Source organism: Paraburkholderia atlantica (assembly GCF_009362785.1).
GTDB classification, from domain to species: Bacteria; Pseudomonadota; Gammaproteobacteria; order Burkholderiales; family Burkholderiaceae; genus Paraburkholderia; species Paraburkholderia atlantica.
This window is the reverse complement of the sequence record NZ_WHNQ01000040.1, coordinates 20,727-40,640: the sequence shown is the minus strand read 5'-3', so window position 1 is coordinate 40,640 and position 19,914 is coordinate 20,727. Positions and strand designations below refer to the sequence as shown.

Annotated in this window: 20 protein-coding genes and 1 tRNA gene; 8 read left to right on the top strand and 13 right to left on the bottom strand. The window is 63.7% G+C overall.

Annotated elements, in window-relative coordinates:
• Positions 1-33: 33 nt before the first annotated feature.
• Genes GCT19_RS34520 through GCT19_RS34510 form a run of 3 tightly spaced genes read left to right on the top strand, consistent with a single transcriptional unit; the run spans position 34 to position 2,652 of the window.
• Positions 34-366 (top strand): cupredoxin domain-containing protein, encoded by a 333-nt coding sequence (locus GCT19_RS34520; protein WP_013088988.1) that lies wholly within the window; start codon positions 34-36, stop codon positions 364-366.
• Positions 367-400: 34 nt separating this feature from the next.
• On the top strand, positions 401-1,246 hold the full coding sequence (locus GCT19_RS34515; RefSeq protein ID WP_018432410.1) for an FTR1 family iron permease: 846 nt from the start codon (positions 401-403) through the stop codon (positions 1,244-1,246).
• On the top strand, positions 1,243-2,652 hold the full coding sequence (locus tag GCT19_RS34510) for a 4Fe-4S binding protein (protein ID WP_152854440.1): 1,410 nt from the start codon (positions 1,243-1,245) through the stop codon (positions 2,650-2,652). The genes GCT19_RS34515 and GCT19_RS34510 overlap by 4 nt, the downstream gene beginning before the upstream one ends.
• Positions 2,653-2,943: 291 nt before the next feature.
• Here the strand turns inward: GCT19_RS34510 and hemP are convergent, their stop codons facing one another.
• From hemP to GCT19_RS34490, 4 genes are all read right to left on the bottom strand, one after another.
• On the bottom strand, positions 2,944-3,204 hold the full coding sequence (hemP, locus tag GCT19_RS34505; RefSeq protein ID WP_152854439.1) for a hemin uptake protein HemP: 261 nt from the start codon (positions 3,202-3,204) through the stop codon (positions 2,944-2,946).
• A gap of 185 nt (positions 3,205-3,389) precedes the next feature.
• Complete coding sequence (locus tag GCT19_RS34500; protein ID WP_013088992.1) at positions 3,390-3,875, bottom strand: SRPBCC family protein; 486 nt, start codon at positions 3,873-3,875, stop codon at positions 3,390-3,392.
• 86 nt (positions 3,876-3,961) lie between these two features.
• Positions 3,962-4,360, bottom strand: a complete 399-nt coding sequence (locus GCT19_RS34495; RefSeq protein WP_018432407.1) for an OsmC family protein — start codon at positions 4,358-4,360, stop codon at positions 3,962-3,964.
• A 147-nt stretch (positions 4,361-4,507) separates the two neighbouring features.
• The gene (locus tag GCT19_RS34490) at positions 4,508-5,386 is read right to left on the bottom strand and encodes a pirin family protein (protein ID WP_152854438.1); all 879 of its coding nucleotides are present in this window, start codon (positions 5,384-5,386) and stop codon (positions 4,508-4,510) included.
• 122 nt (positions 5,387-5,508) lie between these two features.
• Here GCT19_RS34490 and GCT19_RS34485 point away from each other — a divergent pair, with 122 nt between their 5' ends.
• On the top strand, positions 5,509-6,516 hold the full coding sequence (locus GCT19_RS34485; RefSeq protein WP_152854437.1) for a LysR family transcriptional regulator: 1,008 nt from the start codon (positions 5,509-5,511) through the stop codon (positions 6,514-6,516).
• Between the two features lie 427 nt (positions 6,517-6,943).
• Here GCT19_RS34485 and GCT19_RS34480 read toward each other — a convergent pair whose 3' ends face one another.
• The 9 genes from GCT19_RS34480 to GCT19_RS34440 all read right to left on the bottom strand — a co-directional run bounded on the left by GCT19_RS34480 (position 6,944) and on the right by GCT19_RS34440 (position 14,603).
• Positions 6,944-7,363 carry an ExbD/TolR family protein gene (locus GCT19_RS34480; protein ID WP_013088997.1) on the bottom strand — a complete coding sequence of 140 codons (420 nt, stop codon included), beginning with the start codon at positions 7,361-7,363 and terminating at the stop codon, positions 6,944-6,946.
• A gap of 16 nt (positions 7,364-7,379) precedes the next feature.
• Positions 7,380-8,111: a MotA/TolQ/ExbB proton channel family protein gene (locus GCT19_RS34475; RefSeq protein WP_013088998.1), complete on the bottom strand. Its 732-nt coding sequence runs from the start codon at positions 8,109-8,111 to the stop codon at positions 7,380-7,382.
• 28 nt (positions 8,112-8,139) lie between these two features.
• Complete coding sequence (locus tag GCT19_RS34470; RefSeq protein ID WP_152854436.1) at positions 8,140-8,883, bottom strand: energy transducer TonB; 744 nt, start codon at positions 8,881-8,883, stop codon at positions 8,140-8,142.
• A gap of 327 nt (positions 8,884-9,210) precedes the next feature.
• The gene (locus GCT19_RS34465; protein WP_026228088.1) at positions 9,211-9,468 is read right to left on the bottom strand and encodes a (2Fe-2S)-binding protein; all 258 of its coding nucleotides are present in this window, start codon (positions 9,466-9,468) and stop codon (positions 9,211-9,213) included.
• 149 nt (positions 9,469-9,617) lie between these two features.
• The gene (gene murI / locus GCT19_RS34460) at positions 9,618-10,505 is read right to left on the bottom strand and encodes a glutamate racemase (protein ID WP_018432402.1); all 888 of its coding nucleotides are present in this window, start codon (positions 10,503-10,505) and stop codon (positions 9,618-9,620) included.
• A gap of 165 nt (positions 10,506-10,670) precedes the next feature.
• Positions 10,671-11,150 (bottom strand): bacterioferritin, encoded by a 480-nt coding sequence (bfr, locus tag GCT19_RS34455; RefSeq protein WP_013089002.1) that lies wholly within the window; start codon positions 11,148-11,150, stop codon positions 10,671-10,673.
• 201 nt (positions 11,151-11,351) lie between these two features.
• A complete protein-coding gene (locus GCT19_RS34450; protein ID WP_018432401.1) occupies positions 11,352-12,875 on the bottom strand; it encodes a fumarate hydratase in 1,524 nt (507 codons plus the stop codon).
• 49 nt (positions 12,876-12,924) lie between these two features.
• Positions 12,925-13,494, bottom strand: coding sequence for a TIGR00645 family protein (locus GCT19_RS34445; protein WP_013089004.1), 570 nt, complete (start codon positions 13,492-13,494; stop codon positions 12,925-12,927).
• 206 nt (positions 13,495-13,700) lie between these two features.
• Positions 13,701-14,603, bottom strand: coding sequence for a DMT family transporter (locus GCT19_RS34440; RefSeq protein WP_152854434.1), 903 nt, complete (start codon positions 14,601-14,603; stop codon positions 13,701-13,703).
• A gap of 474 nt (positions 14,604-15,077) precedes the next feature.
• Here GCT19_RS34440 and acs point away from each other — a divergent pair, with 474 nt between their 5' ends.
• The 4 genes from acs to GCT19_RS34420 all read left to right on the top strand — a co-directional run bounded on the left by acs (position 15,078) and on the right by GCT19_RS34420 (position 19,830).
• Positions 15,078-17,060, top strand: coding sequence for an acetate--CoA ligase (gene acs / locus GCT19_RS34435; protein WP_152854433.1), 1,983 nt, complete (start codon positions 15,078-15,080; stop codon positions 17,058-17,060).
• Positions 17,061-17,217: 157 nt separating this feature from the next.
• Positions 17,218-17,646 carry a DUF4212 domain-containing protein gene (locus tag GCT19_RS34430; RefSeq protein WP_026228086.1) on the top strand — a complete coding sequence of 143 codons (429 nt, stop codon included), beginning with the start codon at positions 17,218-17,220 and terminating at the stop codon, positions 17,644-17,646.
• Positions 17,647-17,650: 4 nt separating this feature from the next.
• The gene (locus GCT19_RS34425; protein ID WP_152854432.1) at positions 17,651-19,669 is read left to right on the top strand and encodes a sodium:solute symporter family protein; all 2,019 of its coding nucleotides are present in this window, start codon (positions 17,651-17,653) and stop codon (positions 19,667-19,669) included.
• A gap of 70 nt (positions 19,670-19,739) precedes the next feature.
• Positions 19,740-19,830 (top strand) — tRNA-Ser (locus GCT19_RS34420).
• Positions 19,831-19,914: the final 84 nt, after the last annotated feature.

The following is a 19,914-nucleotide window of genomic DNA, read 5'->3' as shown; positions in this document are numbered from 1 at the left end:
GCTGTCGGCGCGTCGCGTTTTCCGGAAAGGGCAATGGGAATCAACCGAAAGATCACGATGCTTGCCGCCACGTTCTGCCTGGCGGCCACGGCTCACGCAGCCGATCTGCCGACCTTCAAGCTCGAAATGAACGACGGCAAGCTGAACCCGGCCCGCATCGAAGTGCCCGCGGGGCAGCGTATCAAGATCGAAGTGCGTAACACCGGCAAGGGCGCGGCCGAATTCGAAAGCGTGCAGTTGCGTAAAGAGAAGGTGCTGGCGCCGGGCGCCGATTCGTTCGTCGTGATCGCTCCGCTGGAGCCGGGCGAATACAAGTTTTTCGACGACTTTCATCAGCAGGCGCAGGGCGTGATCGTCGCGAAGTGAAGCGGGCAGTAGAAGGATCGAAGGGAGAGCTTGAATGGGTCAGATTCTGTTCATCGTGTGGCGGGAAAGTGTCGAGGCGCTGCTGGTCGTCGGCATCCTGTACGCGTGGTTGAAAAATGGCGACGACGACGCGCGCCGCGGCCTGCCGTACCTGTGGGGCGGCCTGGCGGCCGGCGTGATCGCGGCGGTCGCGCTCGGCGCGGCGCTGGTTGGCTTCACCGAGGTGCTCTCCGGTGACGCGCAGGATTACTTCCAGACGGCGATGGTGCTCATCGCCTGCGTGCTGATCGTGCAGATGGTGCTGTGGATGAAGCAGCACGGCCGCACGCTGAAGCGCGACATGGAACAGTCGCTGCAAAAGAGCAAGCGCGATTCGAACTGGTGGGGCGTCGCGCTGCTGGTCGCACTGGCGATCGCGCGCGAAGGCAGCGAAACCGTGATCTTCCTGTATGGCTTGGGCTTTGGCCAGTCGGGTCATGTCGACGGCAGCCAGATGCTCGCTGTCGCGATCGGTCTTGCGCTCGCGTTCCTGACCTTCTACGTGTTGCAGCTCGGCGGCAAGATCATCTCGTGGCGGCTCTTTTTCCGCGTCACCGAAATCATGCTGCTGTTCCTCGGTGCGGGGCTGTTCCAGACCGGCATCGACAAACTGATCGACAAGGAAATCCTGCCGACGCTCGTCGACCAGCTGTGGAATTCGTCGGCGATCCTCGATGATTCGAGCACCTTCGGTTCGCTCGTCGCGACGCTGACCGGCTACCGTGCGCATCCGGCACTGATGAATCTGCTTGCCTATGCCGTGTACTGGGCGGTCGTTTATCTGCTGGTGCGCCGCGCCACTCGCAAACCCGCGCAACAAACAGCAGGGCGCGCGGCATGAGCGCCGTGATGGCTTCGCGGCCTGGCCGCCTCGCGGCGGTCGGCCAGTGGATGCAGCGCCATGGCGCGGTGATTCGTGGCATCCAATGGGTCGTCGTCGCGGTGTACGCGTTCCTGATCATCGTGCCCGCGCTGATGCCGCTGCCGGACGATACCGCGCACCTGTGGAGCAACCTGACGCTCGCCGCGCAGTTCGTGTTCTGGGGCATCTGGTGGCCGTTCGTGCTGCTGTCGATGGTGATGCTCGGCCGCGTCTGGTGCGGCGTGCTGTGCCCGGAGGGCGCGCTCGCCGAGTTCGCGAGCAAGTTCGGGCGCGGCCGCGCGATTCCGCACTGGATGCGCTGGGGCGGATGGCCCTTCGTCGCATTCGGCATCACGACGATCTACGGTCAGATGGTGAGCGTCTACCAGTATCCGAAAGCGGTGTTGCTGGTGCTCGGCGGCTCGACTTTCGCGGCGATCGTGATCGGTCTGCTGTACGGTCGCGAGAAGCGCATCTGGTGCAAATACCTGTGCCCCGTCAACGGGGTTTTTTCGCTTCTGGCGCGCCTCGCGCCGTTTCACTACAAGGTCGACGAGGACGCGTGGCGCCGTTCGTACAAGAACGGCGAGCATGGGCACCGGGTGATTCCGATCAACTGCGCGCCGCTCGTGCCGTTGCGCAACATGAAGGGCGCGGCCGACTGCCATATGTGCGGCCGCTGCAGCGGACACCGTGATGCGATCGCGCTGACGTGGCGCAAGCCTTCGACGGAAGTCGTGCAGTTGGGCGACAAGAACGCGAATCCGTGGGACACCGCGCTGATCTTGTACGGCCTGCTCGGCATCGCGATCGGTGCGTTCCACTGGACCGCGTCGCGCTGGTTCATCGACCTGAAGATGTTCGCGGCAACTTGGCTCGTCGATCACGACATCACGTGGCCGCTCGACACCAACGCGCCGTGGTTCCTGTTCACGCATTACCCTGACCAGAACGACGTGTTCTCGTGGCTCGACGGCTCGCTGCTGATCGGCTACATCCTCGCGACGGCGCTCGTCTACGGTACCGCGCTGCTGCTGTTGCTGACGGGCGCGACGCGCATGCTGGGGCGCTTCAACGCAACGCGGTTGCATCATTTGACGCAGGGGCTGATTCCGATCGCGGGCGCGGGCGTGTTCCTCGGTTTGTCGGCGACGACGCTGTCACTGCTGCGCGCCGAGCACGTGTCGCTGTGGTGGGCGTCGGATCTGCGCATCGCGATTCTCGTGATTGCCAGCGCTTGGAGTGCATGGCTCGCGTGGCTCGTCACGCGTCGCTATAGCGAGCGCTTCGTGCCGCGTGCGCTGGCGATGCTGTGGTTCGTCGCGGCGCTGGCGGTCGTCAATAGCGCGTGGTGGCTGATGTTCTGGGGCTGGGCGTCGAAGTAAGTCTTTGGCCTGTGTTCGGTGCGAACGCAGGCGCAAGCGCAAACAAAAAGCCGTGGGATGGTGACATCCCACGGCTTTTCTTTTTCATCTTCAGCGATGTGCGCCGTTGCGCGCATCCGCTTTCGAGTGAGAACCAAAAAAAACGGCCTGGCTTGCTGCGACGGCTGGCTTGGTGTCTGCACGAAGGGGTCTAGTTCTCGCGTGCAAGCCGTCGTGGCTGGCTAATGCCTAACACCTCTCGCAGAGGTGGTCCCCACAATACCCGGTACTTACTTCGTTCGTGTTGCGTTGCTACTTCGTCAGGATCAGCTTGCCGAGGCGCGTCGCACGTAGCTGGTACGTCTCGCCGTTGTGCACGATGCTGATGTGACTATGGCCTTGCAGCAGCGCGTCGCTGCGCACCACCCGTTCCGCAGTCGCGCTCTGGCCGGCGGTGCGTTCGGCGGTGGGCTTTGCCGCGGGCGCGGTCGTCGTCGACGGCTTCGGGCGGCTTGTTAGCGTGGCCGCCGAGCGGCGCAGGCTGAGCGTGGTGGAGCGAGTCATATCGGTCATTCGTTCTAGCTTGTTCGTCGATTCGATGTGAGGATTCTAAATGATAACTATTCCTATTTACAAGGCCGAGAAATTGATCGGATTCGACTTCTGATAGCTGAATGAAATGTGCGGCTAGACGGCGACCTTGGGGCCATCCTGGACATGGCCCCGCGATGGCGCGGGCAGCGCGCCCGCGCGGTTTCTCAGTGCAACGGTCCCGGTTCCTGTCTGGTCGCGACGTACTGGCGGATCAGCCGCACCGTATCGATATCGTTCTCGCGATACGCGGACTTGACGATCTCCTGCGTCCGCACGGCGTCCTGATCTGTCGTCGAAACGGGCAGCGTGGTCGCGTACTCGAAGCGCAGGAACAGCTGCAGCTCATCGGGTTGCTCGATCGTCATCGTCAATGAGCCGCCGACGTGTTCCGCGGTCGGCAGGATGTCGTAACGCACGCTGTCGCTTTCCTGCAGCGTGACGCGATCGCGCACGGTGGCCTGGCCGTAGTGCAACTCGCGCTCGAGCACATTGCCGTCGCGCGACAGGATCGTGCAGCTGTCGAGACCCATCACGAACAGTTGTGGCTGCTCGGCGCGCAGCACGAGGCCTTCCCACAGCTGCTCGCGAGTCATCGATTCGACGAGGGGATTCAACGGATCGTTGATCTGAATGAGATGTTCGAAATTCAAGACGACTGCGTCCTATGAAAATATTGCAATGCCCGTGGCCCGAACGGGCGACGTCCGACCGTCCTATGCATCGTCTGGTGCGCCTGTTAAGCGACGGCGAGCGCGGAGCGGATCGAAATCGTGTGCGTGAGGATTTTGTGCACCGGGCATGCATTGGCAATTTGCAAAAGCCGTTCCCGCTGCTCGTCTGATAGTTCGCCATCGAGCATGATCTGACGGTCGATCGTCGAGCCCGCGTCGCCGGTTTCCATCGACAGTTTGACCCGTACGCCCGCGAGCGGCCAGCCTTTGCGCTGCGCATACATCTTCAGCGTGATCGACGTGCACGCGCCGAGGCTCGACAGCAGCAGCGAGACCGGCGTCGGACCGCGGTCGCCGCCGCCTAGCGATTCGGGCTCGTCGGCAATCCATGTGTGTTTGCCGTCGTCGAACACGACCTGAAAATTCGTCGAACCGATGTGGGCGGTGACGGTGGGCTCTGCCATGCGCGCTCCTGTGATAGCGATCATATTGGGTCGCGCGCCTCGGACTGTTGCAAGCAACGCGGCTCGCGCGACATGAGCCGATATTGTGACCGAATTTACCGGTGTTCGCGCCCCGAGAGGGGCGATCTGGCGGCGCGCGTTAGCCGGTCAATGCGTGATCGCGCCCATCCGCCCGGCCTGATAGTCGACCACCGCCTGACGGATCTCGTCTTCGGTATTCATCACGAACGGGCCGTAGCGCACTACAGGCTCCTTCAGCGGCACGCCGCCGAGCAGCAGCACTTCGAGCGGTTCGTCGCCGGCCGTGATGGTCACCGTGTCGCCGTCGTTGGCGAACACGACCATCGTGCGCGCGTCGACATCGGCGCGCGCGTCGCCTTCGCCATACACGCCCTTGCCGGACAGCCCATACGCGAACGCGCGATAGTCGGCCGGCACCGGCTGGCGGATCGTCGCGCCCGGCTGCAGCGAGAAATGCTGATACAGGATCGGCGTACGCGTCTCGATCGCGGCCTTGACGCCGAGCGCTTCGCCCGCGATGACCTTGACGCGCACCTGGCCGTCTTCGGACGTCGCGACCGGAATGCGTGTCGACGGGATCTCCTGATAGCGCGGCGCGATCATCTTGTCGCGACGCGGCAGATTCACCCACAACTGCAGGCCGTGCACGCGACCGCCGGTGCGCGTGAATTCCGGGTCCGGCATTTCGCTATGCACGACGCCCGCGCCCGCGGTCATCCACTGGACGTCGCCGGCGTGCAGCGTGCCCGAATGGCCCGCCGAGTCCTTGTGGCCGAACTGGCCTTCGAGCACATAGGTGACCGTCTCGAAGCCGCGATGCGGATGATCGGGCGCGCCGATGGCCTCGCCCGGCGCATAGTCGATCGGCCCCATTTCGTCGAGCAGCAGGAATGGATCGAAGTCCATCAAGAGACGCGTCGGAAACGGCCGATGAACGATGAATCCGCCGCCTTCCACCGTGCGAACCGACGGAAACGTGCGTTCGATCGTGCGTGACGTAGTCATCAATATCACCTCGAAAAATGGGGAATAGCGTTATTTCTGAAACATGGAGCTATTATAGGGACCGTTTTTCGCGGTGCCAGCCGCCTCCCAGCAATGGATTGTTCTGTTCACGGAACGATGAGATGAAGATCGATTCACACAACCTGAACGACCTGATGTACTTTTCGCAGGTCGTCGAACATGGCGGATTTTCGGCCGCCGAGCGGGTCTTGGGCATCTCGAAGTCGCGCCTGTCGCGCCGGCTCACGGAGCTGGAGGCGTCGCTCGGCGTGCGGCTGTTGCAGCGTTCCACTCGCAAGCTCGCGCTGACTGAAGCTGGGCAGCTGTTCTACCAGCATTGCCAGGCGATGCTCAGCGAAGCGCAGGCGGCGGTCAATGTCGTGCAGCAATTGCGCTCGTCGCCGCGCGGCACGGTGCGCGTCAGCGTTCCGGTCACGATCTCGCAGACGATTCTGTCGACGATCCTGCCGGAATTCATGCACCGCTATCCGGAGGTGCGCGTCGTGATGCGCGTGACCAATCGCGTGGTCGATCTGTTCGAGGATTCGATCGACGTCGCGTTGCGTGTGCGTTCCGATCCGCCGGAAAACGCGAACATCGTCGTGCGGCCGCTGTGGCGCACCGAGCAGATGCTGGTCGGCGCGCCGAGTCTGCTGCAGCAGAATGCGCCGCCGCTCACGCCGGCCGACCTGAACCGCTTCGAAACACTCGACGTGCCGACGAGCGACGGCCGCCACGTGTACAACCTGATCTCGCCCGACGGCACGCGCCATGCTCACGAGCACGAGCCGCGCCTCGTGACCGCGGATCTGATGACGATCCGCGAGGCGGTGCTGGCCGGCGTCGGCATCGCCGCGTTGCCTGAGATGATGTATGGCGCCGCGTTGAGGGCAGGGCTGTTGTCACCCGTGATGCCGGGCTGGAGTTTTCCGACGCCGCAGTTGTACGCGGTGTTCGTATCGCGTCAGGGGATGGTGCCGGCCGTGCGCGCGTTCGTCGATTATCTGGTCGAGATGCTCGATCCGGATGAAGGTAAGCACATCATGGGCGAGTGTCCTCCGCACGGCAACAAAACGATCGCGCAGGCATCGGTTGCGGCGGCGGCTCCCGTTGCGTCGACGGTGGCTTGATAAGGCGCCTGAGGAAACACAGGAGTCGCACGGTGCGCCGCGACCCTGTATCGCGCTTCGCAAATCGCTTTTAGCATTTAAGCGTGGCCTGTTATGGTTACTTTCAATGGCCGTTTGCTTGAATGCGCGCGCGCACAGGCATATAGTGAAATCCCTTTCGCTAAGGAGTCTCCTATGCGAAAACTCATGGCCGCTATCATAGCGGGCCTGATAGGGCTGACCGCGTTGTCCGTGTCGACCACGGCCCTCGCATGCGGTGATAAAAGCTATCAGTCTTCGGCCGATGGCAAATGATCCCGCCGCCCGAAGGCGCCGAGCGCGCACAAAAAAGGCCTTCATCCGACGATGAAGGCCTTTTACTTTCTGGCCGTGTTTCAACGGGTATTTCGCGTGGACGAGCGTACTGCTTCGCGTGCCACGCCACCCGTTACTTCGCTTTGGGCTGCGTGACGAAACCGATCTTCGTCAGTCCGCCGGCCTGCGCGGCGGACATCACCTGAGCGACCTTCTCGTACGGCACCTTGCGGTCAGCATCGAGATGCAGTTCCGGCTGCGGGCTTGCCTGCGCGGCCGCGGCGATCTTCGCGGCGAGCGCCGCCTCGTCGACCTTGGTGCTGTCCCACAGCACGTTGCCGTCCGCGTCGATCGACACCGTCACCTGCGCGGGCTTCGTGTCTTCCTTTTGACTGCTCGCGTGCGGCAGGTCGATCTTTACCGCGTGACGGATCACCGGAATCGTCACCATGAAGACGATCAGCAGAACCAGCATCACGTCGACGAGCGGCGTCATGTTGATCTCGTTCATCAGGCCGTCGTCATCGTCTCCGGCGAAAGGGCTCATTGCCATCGGGATGCCTCGTCGATCAGTTGGCGCGGGTCGCGAGACGCAGGCCGTCGCCGCGCTTGGTCGACGACAGACGCGCGCCGGTTACGAAGAACGCATGCAGGCCGTGCGCGAAGCGGCTCAGCTTCGCGACGATCGCCTTGTTGGCGCGCGTCAGCGCGTTGTAGCCGAGCACCGCCGGAATCGCGACGAACAGACCGAACGCGGTCATGATCAGCGCTTCGCCGACCGGGCCGGCGACCTGATCGATCGACGACTGGCCGCTCGCGCCGATCGCGAGCAGCGCGTGATAGATGCCCCACACGGTGCCGAACAGGCCGACGAACGGCGCGGTGCTGCCGATCGACGCGAGAATCGCGAGACCGCTCTGCATGCGCGCGACGCTTTCGTCCATCGTGTCCTTCAGGCAGCGCGTGATCCAGTCCGATACGTCCATGCGGTCATGCAGATGCGGCTGCGTCTGGTGGTGATGGTCAGCCGCTTCCTGGCCCGACAGCGCGAGTGCGAGGAACGGGTTGTCATGCGGCGTCGAGGCGCCGCCGCCGAGCTTTTTCACGCCGTCGGCGAGGTCATCCGAATGCCAGAACGCCTGTTCGGCGTTCTTCGTCAGACGCTTCAGGCGCACCACATTCCACCCTTTGACGACGATCACGCTCCACGACATCACCGACATGATCAACAGCGCGAGCGCGATACCGCGCGTCACGAAATCCCCTTGCGCCCAGACGTGCGCCAATCCGTAGTTTTGCATCGCAATTCCTTGTTTTTGAAAGCTTGCTTCAGTCGGTCAGGCCGAAGTTGAAAGGCTGGGTAAAAGCGGCCCGAATCGGTTGGCCGTTCTCGAGGTAAGGCTTGCAGGCGCTTGCGTGCACGGTCGCGACGGCGGCGTCGTCGAGCCGGCTAAAGCCGCTGCTTTTCGCCAGTTCGATGTTTTCGAGCTTGCCGCTCAGGCCGATGACGAACCGCACGGACGCGGTGCCGGTCTCGTGACGGCGCTTTGACAGCGTCGGGTAATCCGGCTGCGCGATATTGCACTCGACGTGCGACACGTTTTTCGGCGCGCTGACCTCCATCGTCGGCTTGCCGATCGCAGGTGCTGCCGCGGCGGGCGGCGTCGCCGGCGCGGTGGGCGCGGGCGGTGTCGGATCGGGCGCGGCGACTGGCGTCGGCGACGGCGCATCGGCTTGCGGCAATGGGGTCGGAGTGGGAGTCGGCTTAGGCGTCGGAGCCGGTTTGGGCTGGACTTTCGGCTTCGTATGGACGGGCGGCGTCGGCTGGGGCGGCGGCGGAGCGATCGATTGCAGCGCGACCGGCGCGGCGACCGGTGCGGGCGGCAGCAGTTCGGCGGTCATCACGCGCGATTCGAGCGCGACCTGCACAGGCTCGTGACGCAGCGTCATGATCACGGCGAGCAGCGCGACGTGAACCGCGGCGACCACGGCGGTGGCCGTCAGCGCGCGGGAATTTGGTCGGGTGGACGACGCCAGCGGGGCGCCTGCGGTAACGGGGTGCGGAGCCTGCATGGTCAGTGTGGCAGCGCACCGTTCGGGCGGCGCGTCGGACAGGACATCGTCATGTTCGGAAAATCAGCAGCGAAATGGACAAAGTAGTCACGAAACCAATCAGCAATTCCATCTCGAGCTCCTTTCGAAGGGAGAGCGGGGTAGCTGGCTGGTACGAATACTGGCTTGCTGACGGCAGTGGGATAACGCGGTACGGCGGACTGTACTGCGGTTGTGTTGCAGACATGCGGCACTTTCAATGTCGCATTAAGCGTTACATTAAACGTGCATGAAGCATAGGGGCTTGGGAAACACCGACACGGCTTGCACCGCGCCCCGCTAGCTAACTCAGGCTGCCTTGCGCTCGTAGAACGTGACTTGCACGACTTCGGCGACGCTCTGCACCTGTTGATGACGCTCGACTACGCCACAACGGCTCGCGCATACGCCGCTTTGCAGCATCACGTCGCGCACGGATTCCTCGCATTTGCCGCAGCACGAGGCGACGCCGAGTTCAAACTGCAACTCGTCGAACGAGTCGATGCCGTCCGCAATCGAGGAGCGGATTGTGCGGTCGGAAACGGATTTGCAGACACAGACGATCATGGCAGGCGTCATAGCTAACGTTAATGCGAATTATTATCATTTTGTTTGGTTCGTTTGGCAAGCGTCCTGTGCGGTTTTTTGTAACAAAACCAGCCGCTTAGAATGGATTTTGTCGGCAGGCAGGGCGACGCGCGTGCCGGATGCCGGCTCTAGGCGGCGCGGGAATCCGATGCGGCAGTGCGGCGGGACGGTATCAACACCTGCTCGACCGCCGCCTCGATCTGCAGCAGTGTGGCAGCCAGTTGCTGCTGATGGATGCCGTCGTCGGTGGAATAGAAGCGCGGCAGCGGCGTGCTCGCGGCTGGCGTGGCGGCGCGCAGGCCGTGTTGCTCGAGCACGCGCTCGAGCTGACGCGCGATCGCCACGCTCGTGTCGATCAGCGCGAGCCGCTCGCCGACGATGTCGCGGATCGCCGCGTCGAGAAACGGGTAATGAGTGCAGCCGAGCACCAGCGTGTCGGCGCCAGCGTCGAGCATTGGTTGCAGATAGCTGCGCAGCAGTGCGCGCAGCTCGGCGGAGCCGACGTCGCAGCGCTCGACCGCCTGCACGAGCCCGTGACCGGGCTGGCACAGAAAGCGGCAATCGGCGGCGTAGCGTTCGAGCAGCCCCTGGAAGCGGGCGCTGCGCAACGTCGCCTGGGTCGCCAGCACGCCGGCGACGCGGCTTTTCGATTGCAGTGCCGCAGGCTTGACGCCCGGTTCGACGCCGACCAGCGGAATCGGCAGCTTTTCGCGCACCAGCGCGATCGACTGCGCGGTCGCCGTATTGCACGCGACCACGAGCGCCTTCGCGCCTCGTGCGGCGAGCCATTCGCCGATGGCTAGCGTGCGGTCGGTGATGAAGTCGTCGTCGCGCTCGCCATAGGGCGCGTACAGCGAATCCGCGACATACAGCAGCGCCTCGTCAGGCAGTTGCGCGCGCACCGCACGCAGCACCGACAGTCCGCCGAGCCCCGAATCGAAAATACCGATCGGCGCCTGCGACGCGGCGCCAGCGGCAACACTGCGGACAGTCGGGGACGGCGCGGGGACGGGCATAGACGAAGCAAACGAGCGTGACGTGGCGGTCGAAGAAACAGGCGGAGCCAAGGGCGAAGCGCGAGCAAGCGCGCAAGTATATCGCCCGCGCGGTACGGTCCGGCGCGAATGCCTGCCGGGCAGGTATCGGGCCGCTACCACGCGGGATGCTTCAACGTGCCTGGATCACGACTCGACCGAGCCCATCGCGCTTTGCTGGTAATTCTGGATACCGACCTTATCGATCAGATCGAGCTGGGTTTCGAGCCAATCGATGTGCTCTTCGGTGTCGTCGAGAATCTTCGTGAAGATTTCGCGCGAGATGAAATCGCGCACCGATTCGCAGTAGGCAATCGCCTCCTTGCAGGTGCTTTGCGAAACCTGTTCGAGCTTCAGATCGCATTCGAGGATCTCTTTGGTTTCCTCACCGATCAGCAGCTTGTGCAGGTCCTGCAGATTCGGCAGACCGTCGAGCATGAAGATCCGTTCGATCAGCATGTCGGCATGCTTCATTTCGCCGATCGACTCGTCGTACTCGTGCTTGCCGAGCTTATCGAGGCCCCAGTGGCCGTACATCCGCGCATGCAGGAAGTACTGGTTGATCGCGGTCAGCTCGTTCTTCAGCTGCGCGTTCAGATATTCGATGACCTTCTTGTCGCCTTGCATGTTATTTCCTTTTTCGGGGACCTTGAATTTCCAACAACAATAAACGCCATGCCCAAAAAAGCCAAGAATCCGACACAACTTTTGGCGCCGTTCGCGGCCCCGTACATACGGCGCCTCGCGTATGCATGATGCGCGGCAAAAAAAAGCCGGGACAGCGGCCCCGGCTTTTCGACTGATCTGAGTGGCGCTAATTGCGACTCATCAAGCCGTGGCGACCGGAATCTTGCCGATCTTGGCCTGCCATTCCTTCGGGCCGGTCTGGTGCACGGAGGTGCCGTTCGAATCGACGGCCACCGTGACCGGCATGTCCTGCACGTCGAACTCGTAGATCGCTTCCATGCCGAGGTCTTCGAACGCGAGCACCTTCGCGCTGCGGATCGCTTTCGACACGAGGTACGCAGCGCCGCCGACAGCCATCAGATACGCGGCCTTGTGCTTCTTGATCGCCTCGATCGCAACCGGGCCGCGCTCGGCCTTGCCGATCATCGAAATGAGGCCCGTTTGCGCGAGCATCGTCTCGGTGAACTTGTCCATCCGCGTCGCGGTGGTCGGGCCTGCCGGGCCGACTGCTTCGTCGCGCACCGGATCGACCGGGCCGACGTAGTAGATCACGCGGTTCGTGAAATCGACCGGCAGCTTCTCGCCCTTCGCGAGCATGTCGGCGATGCGCTTGTGCGCGGCGTCGCGGCCCGTCAACATCTTGCCCGACAGCAGCAGCGTCTGGCCCGGCTTCCAGCCGGCCACTTCTTCCGGCGTCAGCGTGTTCAGATCGACGCGCTTGCTGGTTTCCGTGTTCGGTTCCCAGTGCACCTTCGGCCATGCGTCGAGCGACGGCGCTTCGAGCTTGGCGACGCCCGAGCCGTCGAGCGTGAAGTGCGCGTGGCGGGTCGCCGCGCAGTTCGGGATGATCGCGATCGGCTTGGACGCGGCGTGCGTCGGCGCGGCCATGATCTTCACGTCGAGCACAGTGGACAGACCACCGAGGCCCTGTGCGCCGATACCGAGCGCGTTGACCTTCTCGTGCAACTCGACGCGCAGCTCTTCGATCCAGTCCTTCGGGCCGCGTGCGATCACGTCCTGAATGTCGATCGGGTCCATCAGCGATTCCTTCGCCATCACCATCGCTTTTTCAGCGGTGCCGCCGATGCCGATGCCGAGCATGCCCGGCGGGCACCAGCCGGCGCCCATCGTCGGCACGGTCTTCAGAATCCAGTCGACGATCGAGTCCGACGGGTTCAGCATCGCGAACTTCGACTTGTTCTCCGAGCCGCCGCCCTTGGCCGCGACCTGCACGTCGACGGTGTTACCCGGCACGATCTCGTAGTGGATCACGGCCGGCGTGTTGTCCTTGGTGTTCCTGCGCGCGCCTTCAGGCGGGCTCACGATCGATGCGCGCAGCACGTTGTCCGGGTTCAGGTAACCGCGGCGCACGCCTTCGTTGATCATGTCGGTAACGCTCATCGTGGCGCCGTCCCAGCGCACGTCCATACCCACCTTCACGAACACCGTGACGATGCCGGTGTCCTGGCAGATCGGGCGCTTGCCTTCGGCGCACATGCGGCTGTTGGTCAGGATCTGCGCGATCGCGTCCTTCGCTGCCGGGCTCTGTTCGAGCTCGTAAGCGCGGCCGAGCGCTTCGATGTAGTCGAGCGGATGGTAGTAGCTGATGTACTGCAGCGAATCAGCGATGCTCTGGATCAGGTCTTCCTGTTTGATGACGGTCATGGCTAGCTCAGTGGGGAGGCGCTTGTTGTCGGATCGCAGCGCGGTGCGGTCAGTCTTGCGCCTTCAGGGGAGTGGAAACCTTGATGCCGCCCACGGCGTGCAATGCCGCGGGCTCTTCGAAATGTTTGGGATGCGTGTGCGTGGTAAGGCGGTCGACGAACGCCATCACGAGCGCGGAAACGAGGAACGTGACGTGGATGATCACCTGCCACATGATCGTGTGCGTCGTGTTCTGGTCGGGGCTGATGAAGGTCTTCAGCAGATGGATCGACGAGATGCTGATCAGCGCCATCGACAGCTTCACTTTCAGCACGCCGGCGTTCACATGATCGAGCCATTCCGGTTCGTCCGGATGGCCGTCGAGGCCGAGGCGCGACACGAACGTTTCATACCCGCCGATGATCACCATGATCAGCAGGTTCGAGATCATCACCACGTCGATCAGACCCAGCACGACGAGCATGATGCTGGTTTCGTCGAGCTTCATCGCGTCGGAGACGAGATGCCAGACTTCCTTCAGGAATAGCACGACGTAGACTGCCTGCGCGACGATGAGTCCAAGATACAGGGGCACCTGCAGCCAACGGCTCATGAATACGAGGTGGGGCAGCGCGCGCATAGGGCGGCGCGGACGGGCGGAGGCGGGTCGCGAAGCGGACATAGGCAACGGTCAGATGAAGCGGGGGTGACGGAACACGGGCCACGCGCCGACGGCGGTGCGGGGGCGGCCATCGAAGGATCGCGAGACTCGCGTCGGGCGCCGTATTGTACAGCGTCGGTCGGATCTGCTGCTCTGCGGCGGGCAGCGAGCCCGCCACACTGGGATTACGATGCGACCGGCGGCACGCTGCGCGCCTTCAGGCTCGCGAGGCCGATACCGGCGACCACGCAGGCGAGCGCGATGCCGTGCGCGAGCGTGGGCCGCTCGCCGAGAAACACGATGCCGTAGAGCGCCGCGGCGACCGGCAGTACCGCACTGAACACGCCGGCGAGACTGCCGGGCACGTGACGGATGCCTTTCATCCACAGCCAGAACGAGAAGATGCTGGCCGATAGCCCGTACCAAAGAACCAGCATCCAGACGCTCGATGGCACCGCGCGATAGTCGAAATGCGCGAGCGCGCCGGCGCCGAGCGGCAGCATCAGCAACAGGCCGAACAGATGCGTGTACGTGCAGATGTCGATCGGCGCGAGCGTCTGCGTGAGGCGGCGCGACAGGATGATGTACAGCGATTCGCAGCACACGGCGCCAAGCACCATGAAGTTGCCCGCGAGCGAGCCGGTGCCGGCCGTCGCAGCCGCGCCCGCCTCGACGTGCGCGACATTGATGACGACGACGCCGACGATCGCCAGCACGATCGACGCGAGCGCGCGGCCATCCGGCCGCTCCTTCAGGATCAGCCACGACAGCAGCGCGACGACCGCCGGAATCGTGCTCGTGATCACGCCGGCCGCGACCGCGCTGGTGCGCGCGACGCCGTTGAGCATCAGCAGCGTGAAGCCGAAGGTGCCGAAAAGCGCTTGCAAAAACAGGTTGATCCATTCGTCGCGTTTGACGCGGCGCAGTTTGGTCACGCGCAGGAGCGGCCATAGCACGGCCATCGCGATCACGAAGCGCAGCAGCGCGAACAGCGGGACGGGGACGAAGGCGACGATCGATTTACCGATTCCGACATTGCTGCCGACCAGCAGCATCGAGGTAATGAGAAGCAGGGCGTAGCGATTCAAGCTGGAATCCGGACGGCTAGTTCAGTTAGCATTGTAAGAGGCCGTGCCACAGAGCGTAAGGGTGCGAAAGCGGGCGACCTGGCGGTGCATCGAGTTCGCATTAGCGGCATGCGATGTGCTGCGGGTGAACATGGAACGCTCGATAGAACGGGCGATCTTTTCCGCGCGCATCTCGTCTGATCAACGCGCAAGCGCCTCGATGGCTCGCCCGATCTAAGGGTTTTCGCTTGTAGATCAACACGATGCGCGTAAGTGGCCGGTAAGTTGCGGCGCTTAAGGTTGAACCTTGACGCGGGTTAGGGGTCGAGCAGGGCGCCCGCATGCACGGATGTTGCGATGCCGCACGCACACGCGTTTGACGGCATTGCGAGGTGGGAGACAGCGCCGCTCGTGGCGGCTCGAACAGGATAAGGCGCGCGCGCGACGCGCGCCGGTACAGGTTTTACGTTTTTCATCTTCACCAAGGGGTTGTCGATGTCTGCGATTGAATCGGTTCTTCAGGAACGCCGCGTTTTTCCGCCCTCCGCTGACACGGCGAGGGGTGCCACGATCTCCGGCATGGACGCGTACCGGGCGCTCGCCGCCGAAGCGGAGCGCGATTACGAAGGCTTTTGGGGGCGTCTTGCGAAGGAGACGCTAAGTTGGCACAAGCCATTCACGAAGGTGCTCGACGAATCGAAGGCGCCGTTCTACACGTGGTTCGAGGACGGCCAGCTGAACGCGTCGTATAACAGCATCGACCGTCACGTCGAGGCCGGCAACGGCGGGCGCGTCGCGATCGTGTTCGAAGCCGACGACGGCACCGTCACCAACGTCACCTATCAGGATCTGCTGCAACGCGTATCGCGCTTCGCGAATGCGCTGAAAAAGCGCGGCGTGAAGAAGGGCGACCCGGTCGTCATCTATATGCCGATGTCGATCGAGGCCATCGTCGCGATGCAGGCGTGCGCGCGCATCGGCGCGACGCACTCGGTCGTGTTCGGCGGCTTCTCGTCGAAGTCGCTCAACGAGCGGCTCGTCGACGTCGGCGCGGTCGCGCTGATCACGTCCGACGAGCAGATGCGCGGCGGCAAGGCGTTGCCGCTGAAGAACATCGCCGACGAAGCGCTCGCGCTCGGCGGCTGCGAGAAGGTCAAGAGCGTGATCGTGTACCAGCGCACCGGCGGCAAGGTCGCGTGGGACGCGGCGCGCGACCTGTGGATGCACGAACTCACGCAGGGCGAGTCGGACCAGTGCGCGCCCGAATGGGTCGACGCCGAGCATCCGCTCTTCATCCTTTATACGTCGGGCTCGACCGGCAAGCCGAAGGGCGTGCAGCACAGCACCGGCGGCTATCTGCTGTGGGCCGCGCAAACGCTGAAGTGGACCTTCGACTGGCGCCCGTCCGACGTGTTCTGGTGTACCGCCGACATCGGCTGGATCACCGGCCATAGCTACATCACGTACGGACCGCTGACGCTCGGCGGCACCCAGGTCGTGTTCGAAGGCGTGCCGACCTATCCGGACGCCGGACGTTTCTGGCAGATGATCGCCAGGCACAAGGTCACGCTGTTCTACACCGCGCCGACTGCGATCCGCTCGCTGATCAAGGCCTCCGAGGCCGACGCGAAAGTGCATCCGAAGAGCTACGACCTGTCGACGCTGCGCATCATCGGCACGGTCGGCGAGCCGATCAATCCGGAAGCGTGGGTGTGGTACTACGAGAACGTCGGCGGCGGCCGTTGTCCGATCGTCGATACATGGTGGCAGACCGAGACCGGCGGCCACATGATTGCGCCGATGCCGGGCGCGACGCCGCTCGTGCCGGGTTCTTGCACGCTGCCTGTGCCGGGCATCATGGCCGCGGTCGTCGACGAAACGGGCCAGGACGTGCCGAACGGGCAGGGCGGCATTCTGGTGGTCAAGCGTCCGTGGCCGGCGATGCTGCGCAACGTGTGGGGCGATCCGGACCGCTACAAGAAGAGCTACTTCCCCGAGGAGCTCGGGGGCAAGCTCTATCTCGCCGGCGACGGCGCGGTGCGAGATAAGGAAACCGGCTACTTCACGATCATGGGCCGCATCGACGACGTGCTGAACGTGTCGGGCCATCGACTCGGCACCATGGAGATCGAGTCGGCGCTGGTCGCCAATCCGCTCGTCGCGGAAGCTGCCGTGGTGGGCCGCCCCGATGCGACGACCGGCGAGGCGGTATGCGCGTTCGTCGTGCTCAAGCGTGCGCGTCCGCAAGGCGAAGAGGCCGTCAAGCTCGCGAACGAACTGCGCAACTGGGTCGGCAAGGAGATCGGTCCGATCGCGAAACCGAAGGACATCCGCTTCGGCGAGAACCTGCCGAAGACGCGTTCGGGCAAGATCATGCGTCGTCTGTTGCGCTCGCTCGCGAAGGGCGAGGAGATCACGCAGGACGTGTCGACGCTGGAGAACCCGGCGATTCTCGACCAGCTCGGCGAGTCGATTTAAAGCGTTGTAAGCGGGTCTGCGCGGCCCGCGGCGGTGTGTCGATCGACACACTTGCGGGCGTGCCGCGCGGAGCCGAGATTCGAGCGGGCGGCCTGCATCGCGGCGTTGCGCGGACAATCCTAATTGCTTCGCCGTTGCCTTTTTGATACATAGGCGCATGGCCGCGCCGCACCTATCCTCCCATGCCACGTTGAACCCCCTGCCCGAACCGCCACCGGTCTCGGTGGCGATGGCGCTCGCGCATCGCAAGTACTGGCGTTTCAACCTCGCGCTGATCGCGGTGCTGATGACGCTCGGCTTCTTCGTCTCCTTCGTCGTGCCATTGCTGGCGCCCGCGCTCGCGCGGTTGCGCGTCGGCGGCTTCAGCCTGCCGTTCTACTTTGGCGCGCAGGGCGCGATCCTGATCTACCTCGCGTTGATCGTCGTCTATATCGTGCTGATGCAGCGCGCAGATCGTCAGTTGCAGCGCGCGTTCGAAGCGGATTCGCAGCGCGATGCCGCAAGCGGTCCCGCCGCGGATTCCACCCGCGACGCGAACGATGATGTCAATGTGGGCACGGCCGCGCCGGCCGCGCGTGGACGCTGAGCCGATGAAACTCACGCATCGGTTGATCCGCTCGTACGCGCTCTATACGCTCGGCTTTCTGCTGTTCGTCTATGTGATGTGGCGTATCGAGCGCAGCACCGGTCCCGGTGTGTGGATCGGCTATGTGTTCCTGTTCGTGCCGATCGCGGTGTATGCGGTGATCGGCGTGCTGTCGCGCACGTCCGATCTGGTCGAATACTACGTGGCGGGGCGGCGCGTGCCGTCGGCGTTCAACGGTATGGCGACGGCGGCCGACTGGCTGTCGGCCGCGTCGTTCATCGGCCTGGCGGGCTCGATCTACGCGACCGGCTACGATGGCCTCGCGTACCTGATGGGCTGGACCGGCGGCTATTGTCTCGTTGCGTTCCTGCTCGCGCCATATGTGCGCAAGCTCGCGCGCTACACGATTCCCGACTTTCTCGGCACGCGCTATTCGAGCAACGCGGTGCGCGGCATCGCGGCGCTCGCCGCGATCCTGTGCTCGTTCGTTTATCTGGTCGCGCAGATCCAGGGCGTCGGGCTGATCGCGACGCGCTTTATCGGCGTCGATTTCGCGGTCGGGATTTTCTGCGGGCTCGCGGGCATTCTGGTGTGCTCGTTTTTGGGCGGCATGCGCGCCGTGACGTGGACCCAGGTTGCGCAGTACATCATCCTGATCCTCGCGATGCTGATACCGGTGTCGATGATCGCGCACAAGGACGGCCTCGGCTGGGTACCGCAATTCAGCTATGGGCGCCTGATGGAGCGCATGGAAGCGCTCGAGAAACAGGTGCGCGACGCGCCGCTCGAGGAGCGCGTGCGCGACGACTATCGACGCCGTGCCGCGCTGATGCAGATGCGGCTCGATACGCTGCCGCAATCATTCATCGACGAGAAGCAGCGACTCACGCAGGAGGTCGGCGACCTGCGGCGCCATAACGGTCCGTTGCGCGAGATCAAGGAACGCGAGCGCGCGCTCGAACAGTTTCCGCGCGATGCCGCTGCCGCGCAGATCGTCTGGAGCCAGAAGCGCGACGATATGCTGATGCGGGCGACCGCCCCGGTGCCGATGCAGGAACCATTTCCTGCTGTCGGCGATGAAGACCGGAGCACGCATGCGCGAAACTTTTTGTCGCTGCTGCTGTGTCTGTCGCTTGGCACGGCGAGCCTGCCGCATATCCTGACGCGCTATAACACGACGACGTCGGTGGCGTCGGCGCGCCGCTCGGTGGGGTGGACGCTCTTTTTCGTCGCGCTGTTCTATCTGACGGTGCCGGTGCTCGCCGTGCTGATCAAGTACGAGATCCTGTCGAATCTGGTCGGCCATCATTTTGCCGACCTGCCGCAGTGGCTGATGCAATGGCGCAAGGTCGAACCGAGCCTGATCAGCCTTGCCGATACGAACGGCGACGGCATCGTGCGCTGGAGCGAGATCCAGATGCAGCCCGATATGGTCGTGCTCGCGGCGCCCGAGATCGCGGGGCTGCCGTATGTGATGTCGGGCTTGATCGCGGCGGGGGCGCTGGCGGCGGCGCTATCGACCGCGGACGGTCTGCTGCTGACGATCGCTAATGCGTTGTCGCACGATGTGTACTACCACATGGTCGATCCGAACGCGTCGAGCCAGCGGCGCGTGACGATCTCGAAGATTCTGCTGCTGGGTGTCGCGCTGTTCGCGTCGTACGTGGCGTCGCTGAATACGGGGAATATTCTGTTTCTGGTCGGGGCGGCGTTTTCGCTGGCGGCGTCGAGTCTGTTTCCGGCGCTCGTGCTCGGCGTGTTCTGGAAACGCACGACGCGTCTCGGCGCGGTGGCGGGGATGGTCGCGGGGCTCGTCGTGTGTATCTACTACATCGTCTCGACGTATCCGTTCTTCACGCAGATGACGGGTTTCACGGGCGCGCGCTGGTTCGGCATCGAGCCGATCAGCTCGGGCGTGTTCGGCGTGCCGGCGGGGTTTCTCGTGGCGATCGGGGTGAGTTTGATCGATCGCAAGGCGGACGCTTATACGATCGCGCTGGTCGACTATATCCGGCATCCGTAGGCAGTTTTCGCGCGGCTTGGGCGGGGGTGTGGCGCAGGGCGCGAAGTTTGCTATAATTCGGCTCCCCGCCGGAGAGATGGATGAGCGGTTTAAGTCGCACGCCTGGAAAGCGTGTATAGGTTAATAGCCTATCGGGGGTTCGAATCCCCCTCTCTCCGCCACCCGCCACACCTTGCACCATTGATTGCTCAGTGCAGCAGCCGCACCCGCTTCGGTTCCGTCGATAACTTCGCTCCCCCCTCGGT

What these genes read in the sequence shown, in the direction of transcription:
- GCT19_RS34520 (WP_013088988.1), top strand. Translation starts at nt 34, where the DNA reads ATGGGAATCAACCGAAAGATCACGATGCTTGCCGCCACGTTCTGCCTG.
- GCT19_RS34515 (WP_018432410.1), top strand. Translation starts at nt 401, where the DNA reads ATGGGTCAGATTCTGTTCATCGTGTGGCGGGAAAGTGTCGAGGCGCTG.
- GCT19_RS34510 (WP_152854440.1), top strand. Translation starts at nt 1,243, where the DNA reads ATGAGCGCCGTGATGGCTTCGCGGCCTGGCCGCCTCGCGGCGGTCGGC.
- hemP (WP_152854439.1), bottom strand. Translation starts at nt 3,204, where the DNA reads ATGACCGATATGACTCGCTCCACCACGCTCAGCCTGCGCCGCTCGGCG.
- GCT19_RS34495 (WP_018432407.1), bottom strand. Translation starts at nt 4,360, where the DNA reads ATGGCAGAGCCCACCGTCACCGCCCACATCGGTTCGACGAATTTTCAG.
- GCT19_RS34490 (WP_152854438.1), bottom strand. Translation starts at nt 5,386, where the DNA reads ATGACTACGTCACGCACGATCGAACGCACGTTTCCGTCGGTTCGCACG.
- GCT19_RS34485 (WP_152854437.1), top strand. Translation starts at nt 5,509, where the DNA reads ATGAAGATCGATTCACACAACCTGAACGACCTGATGTACTTTTCGCAG.
- GCT19_RS34480 (WP_013088997.1), bottom strand. Translation starts at nt 7,363, where the DNA reads ATGGCAATGAGCCCTTTCGCCGGAGACGATGACGACGGCCTGATGAAC.
- GCT19_RS34475 (WP_013088998.1), bottom strand. Translation starts at nt 8,111, where the DNA reads ATGCAAAACTACGGATTGGCGCACGTCTGGGCGCAAGGGGATTTCGTG.
- GCT19_RS34470 (WP_152854436.1), bottom strand. Translation starts at nt 8,883, where the DNA reads ATGCAGGCTCCGCACCCCGTTACCGCAGGCGCCCCGCTGGCGTCGTCC.
- GCT19_RS34465 (WP_026228088.1), bottom strand. Translation starts at nt 9,468, where the DNA reads ATGATCGTCTGTGTCTGCAAATCCGTTTCCGACCGCACAATCCGCTCC.
- murI (WP_018432402.1), bottom strand. Translation starts at nt 10,505, where the DNA reads ATGCCCGTCCCCGCGCCGTCCCCGACTGTCCGCAGTGTTGCCGCTGGC.
- bfr (WP_013089002.1), bottom strand. Translation starts at nt 11,150, where the DNA reads ATGCAAGGCGACAAGAAGGTCATCGAATATCTGAACGCGCAGCTGAAG.
- GCT19_RS34450 (WP_018432401.1), bottom strand. Translation starts at nt 12,875, where the DNA reads ATGACCGTCATCAAACAGGAAGACCTGATCCAGAGCATCGCTGATTCG.
- GCT19_RS34445 (WP_013089004.1), bottom strand. Translation starts at nt 13,494, where the DNA reads ATGCGCGCGCTGCCCCACCTCGTATTCATGAGCCGTTGGCTGCAGGTG.
- acs (WP_152854433.1), top strand. Translation starts at nt 15,078, where the DNA reads ATGTCTGCGATTGAATCGGTTCTTCAGGAACGCCGCGTTTTTCCGCCC.
- GCT19_RS34430 (WP_026228086.1), top strand. Translation starts at nt 17,218, where the DNA reads ATGGCCGCGCCGCACCTATCCTCCCATGCCACGTTGAACCCCCTGCCC.
- GCT19_RS34425 (WP_152854432.1), top strand. Translation starts at nt 17,651, where the DNA reads ATGAAACTCACGCATCGGTTGATCCGCTCGTACGCGCTCTATACGCTC.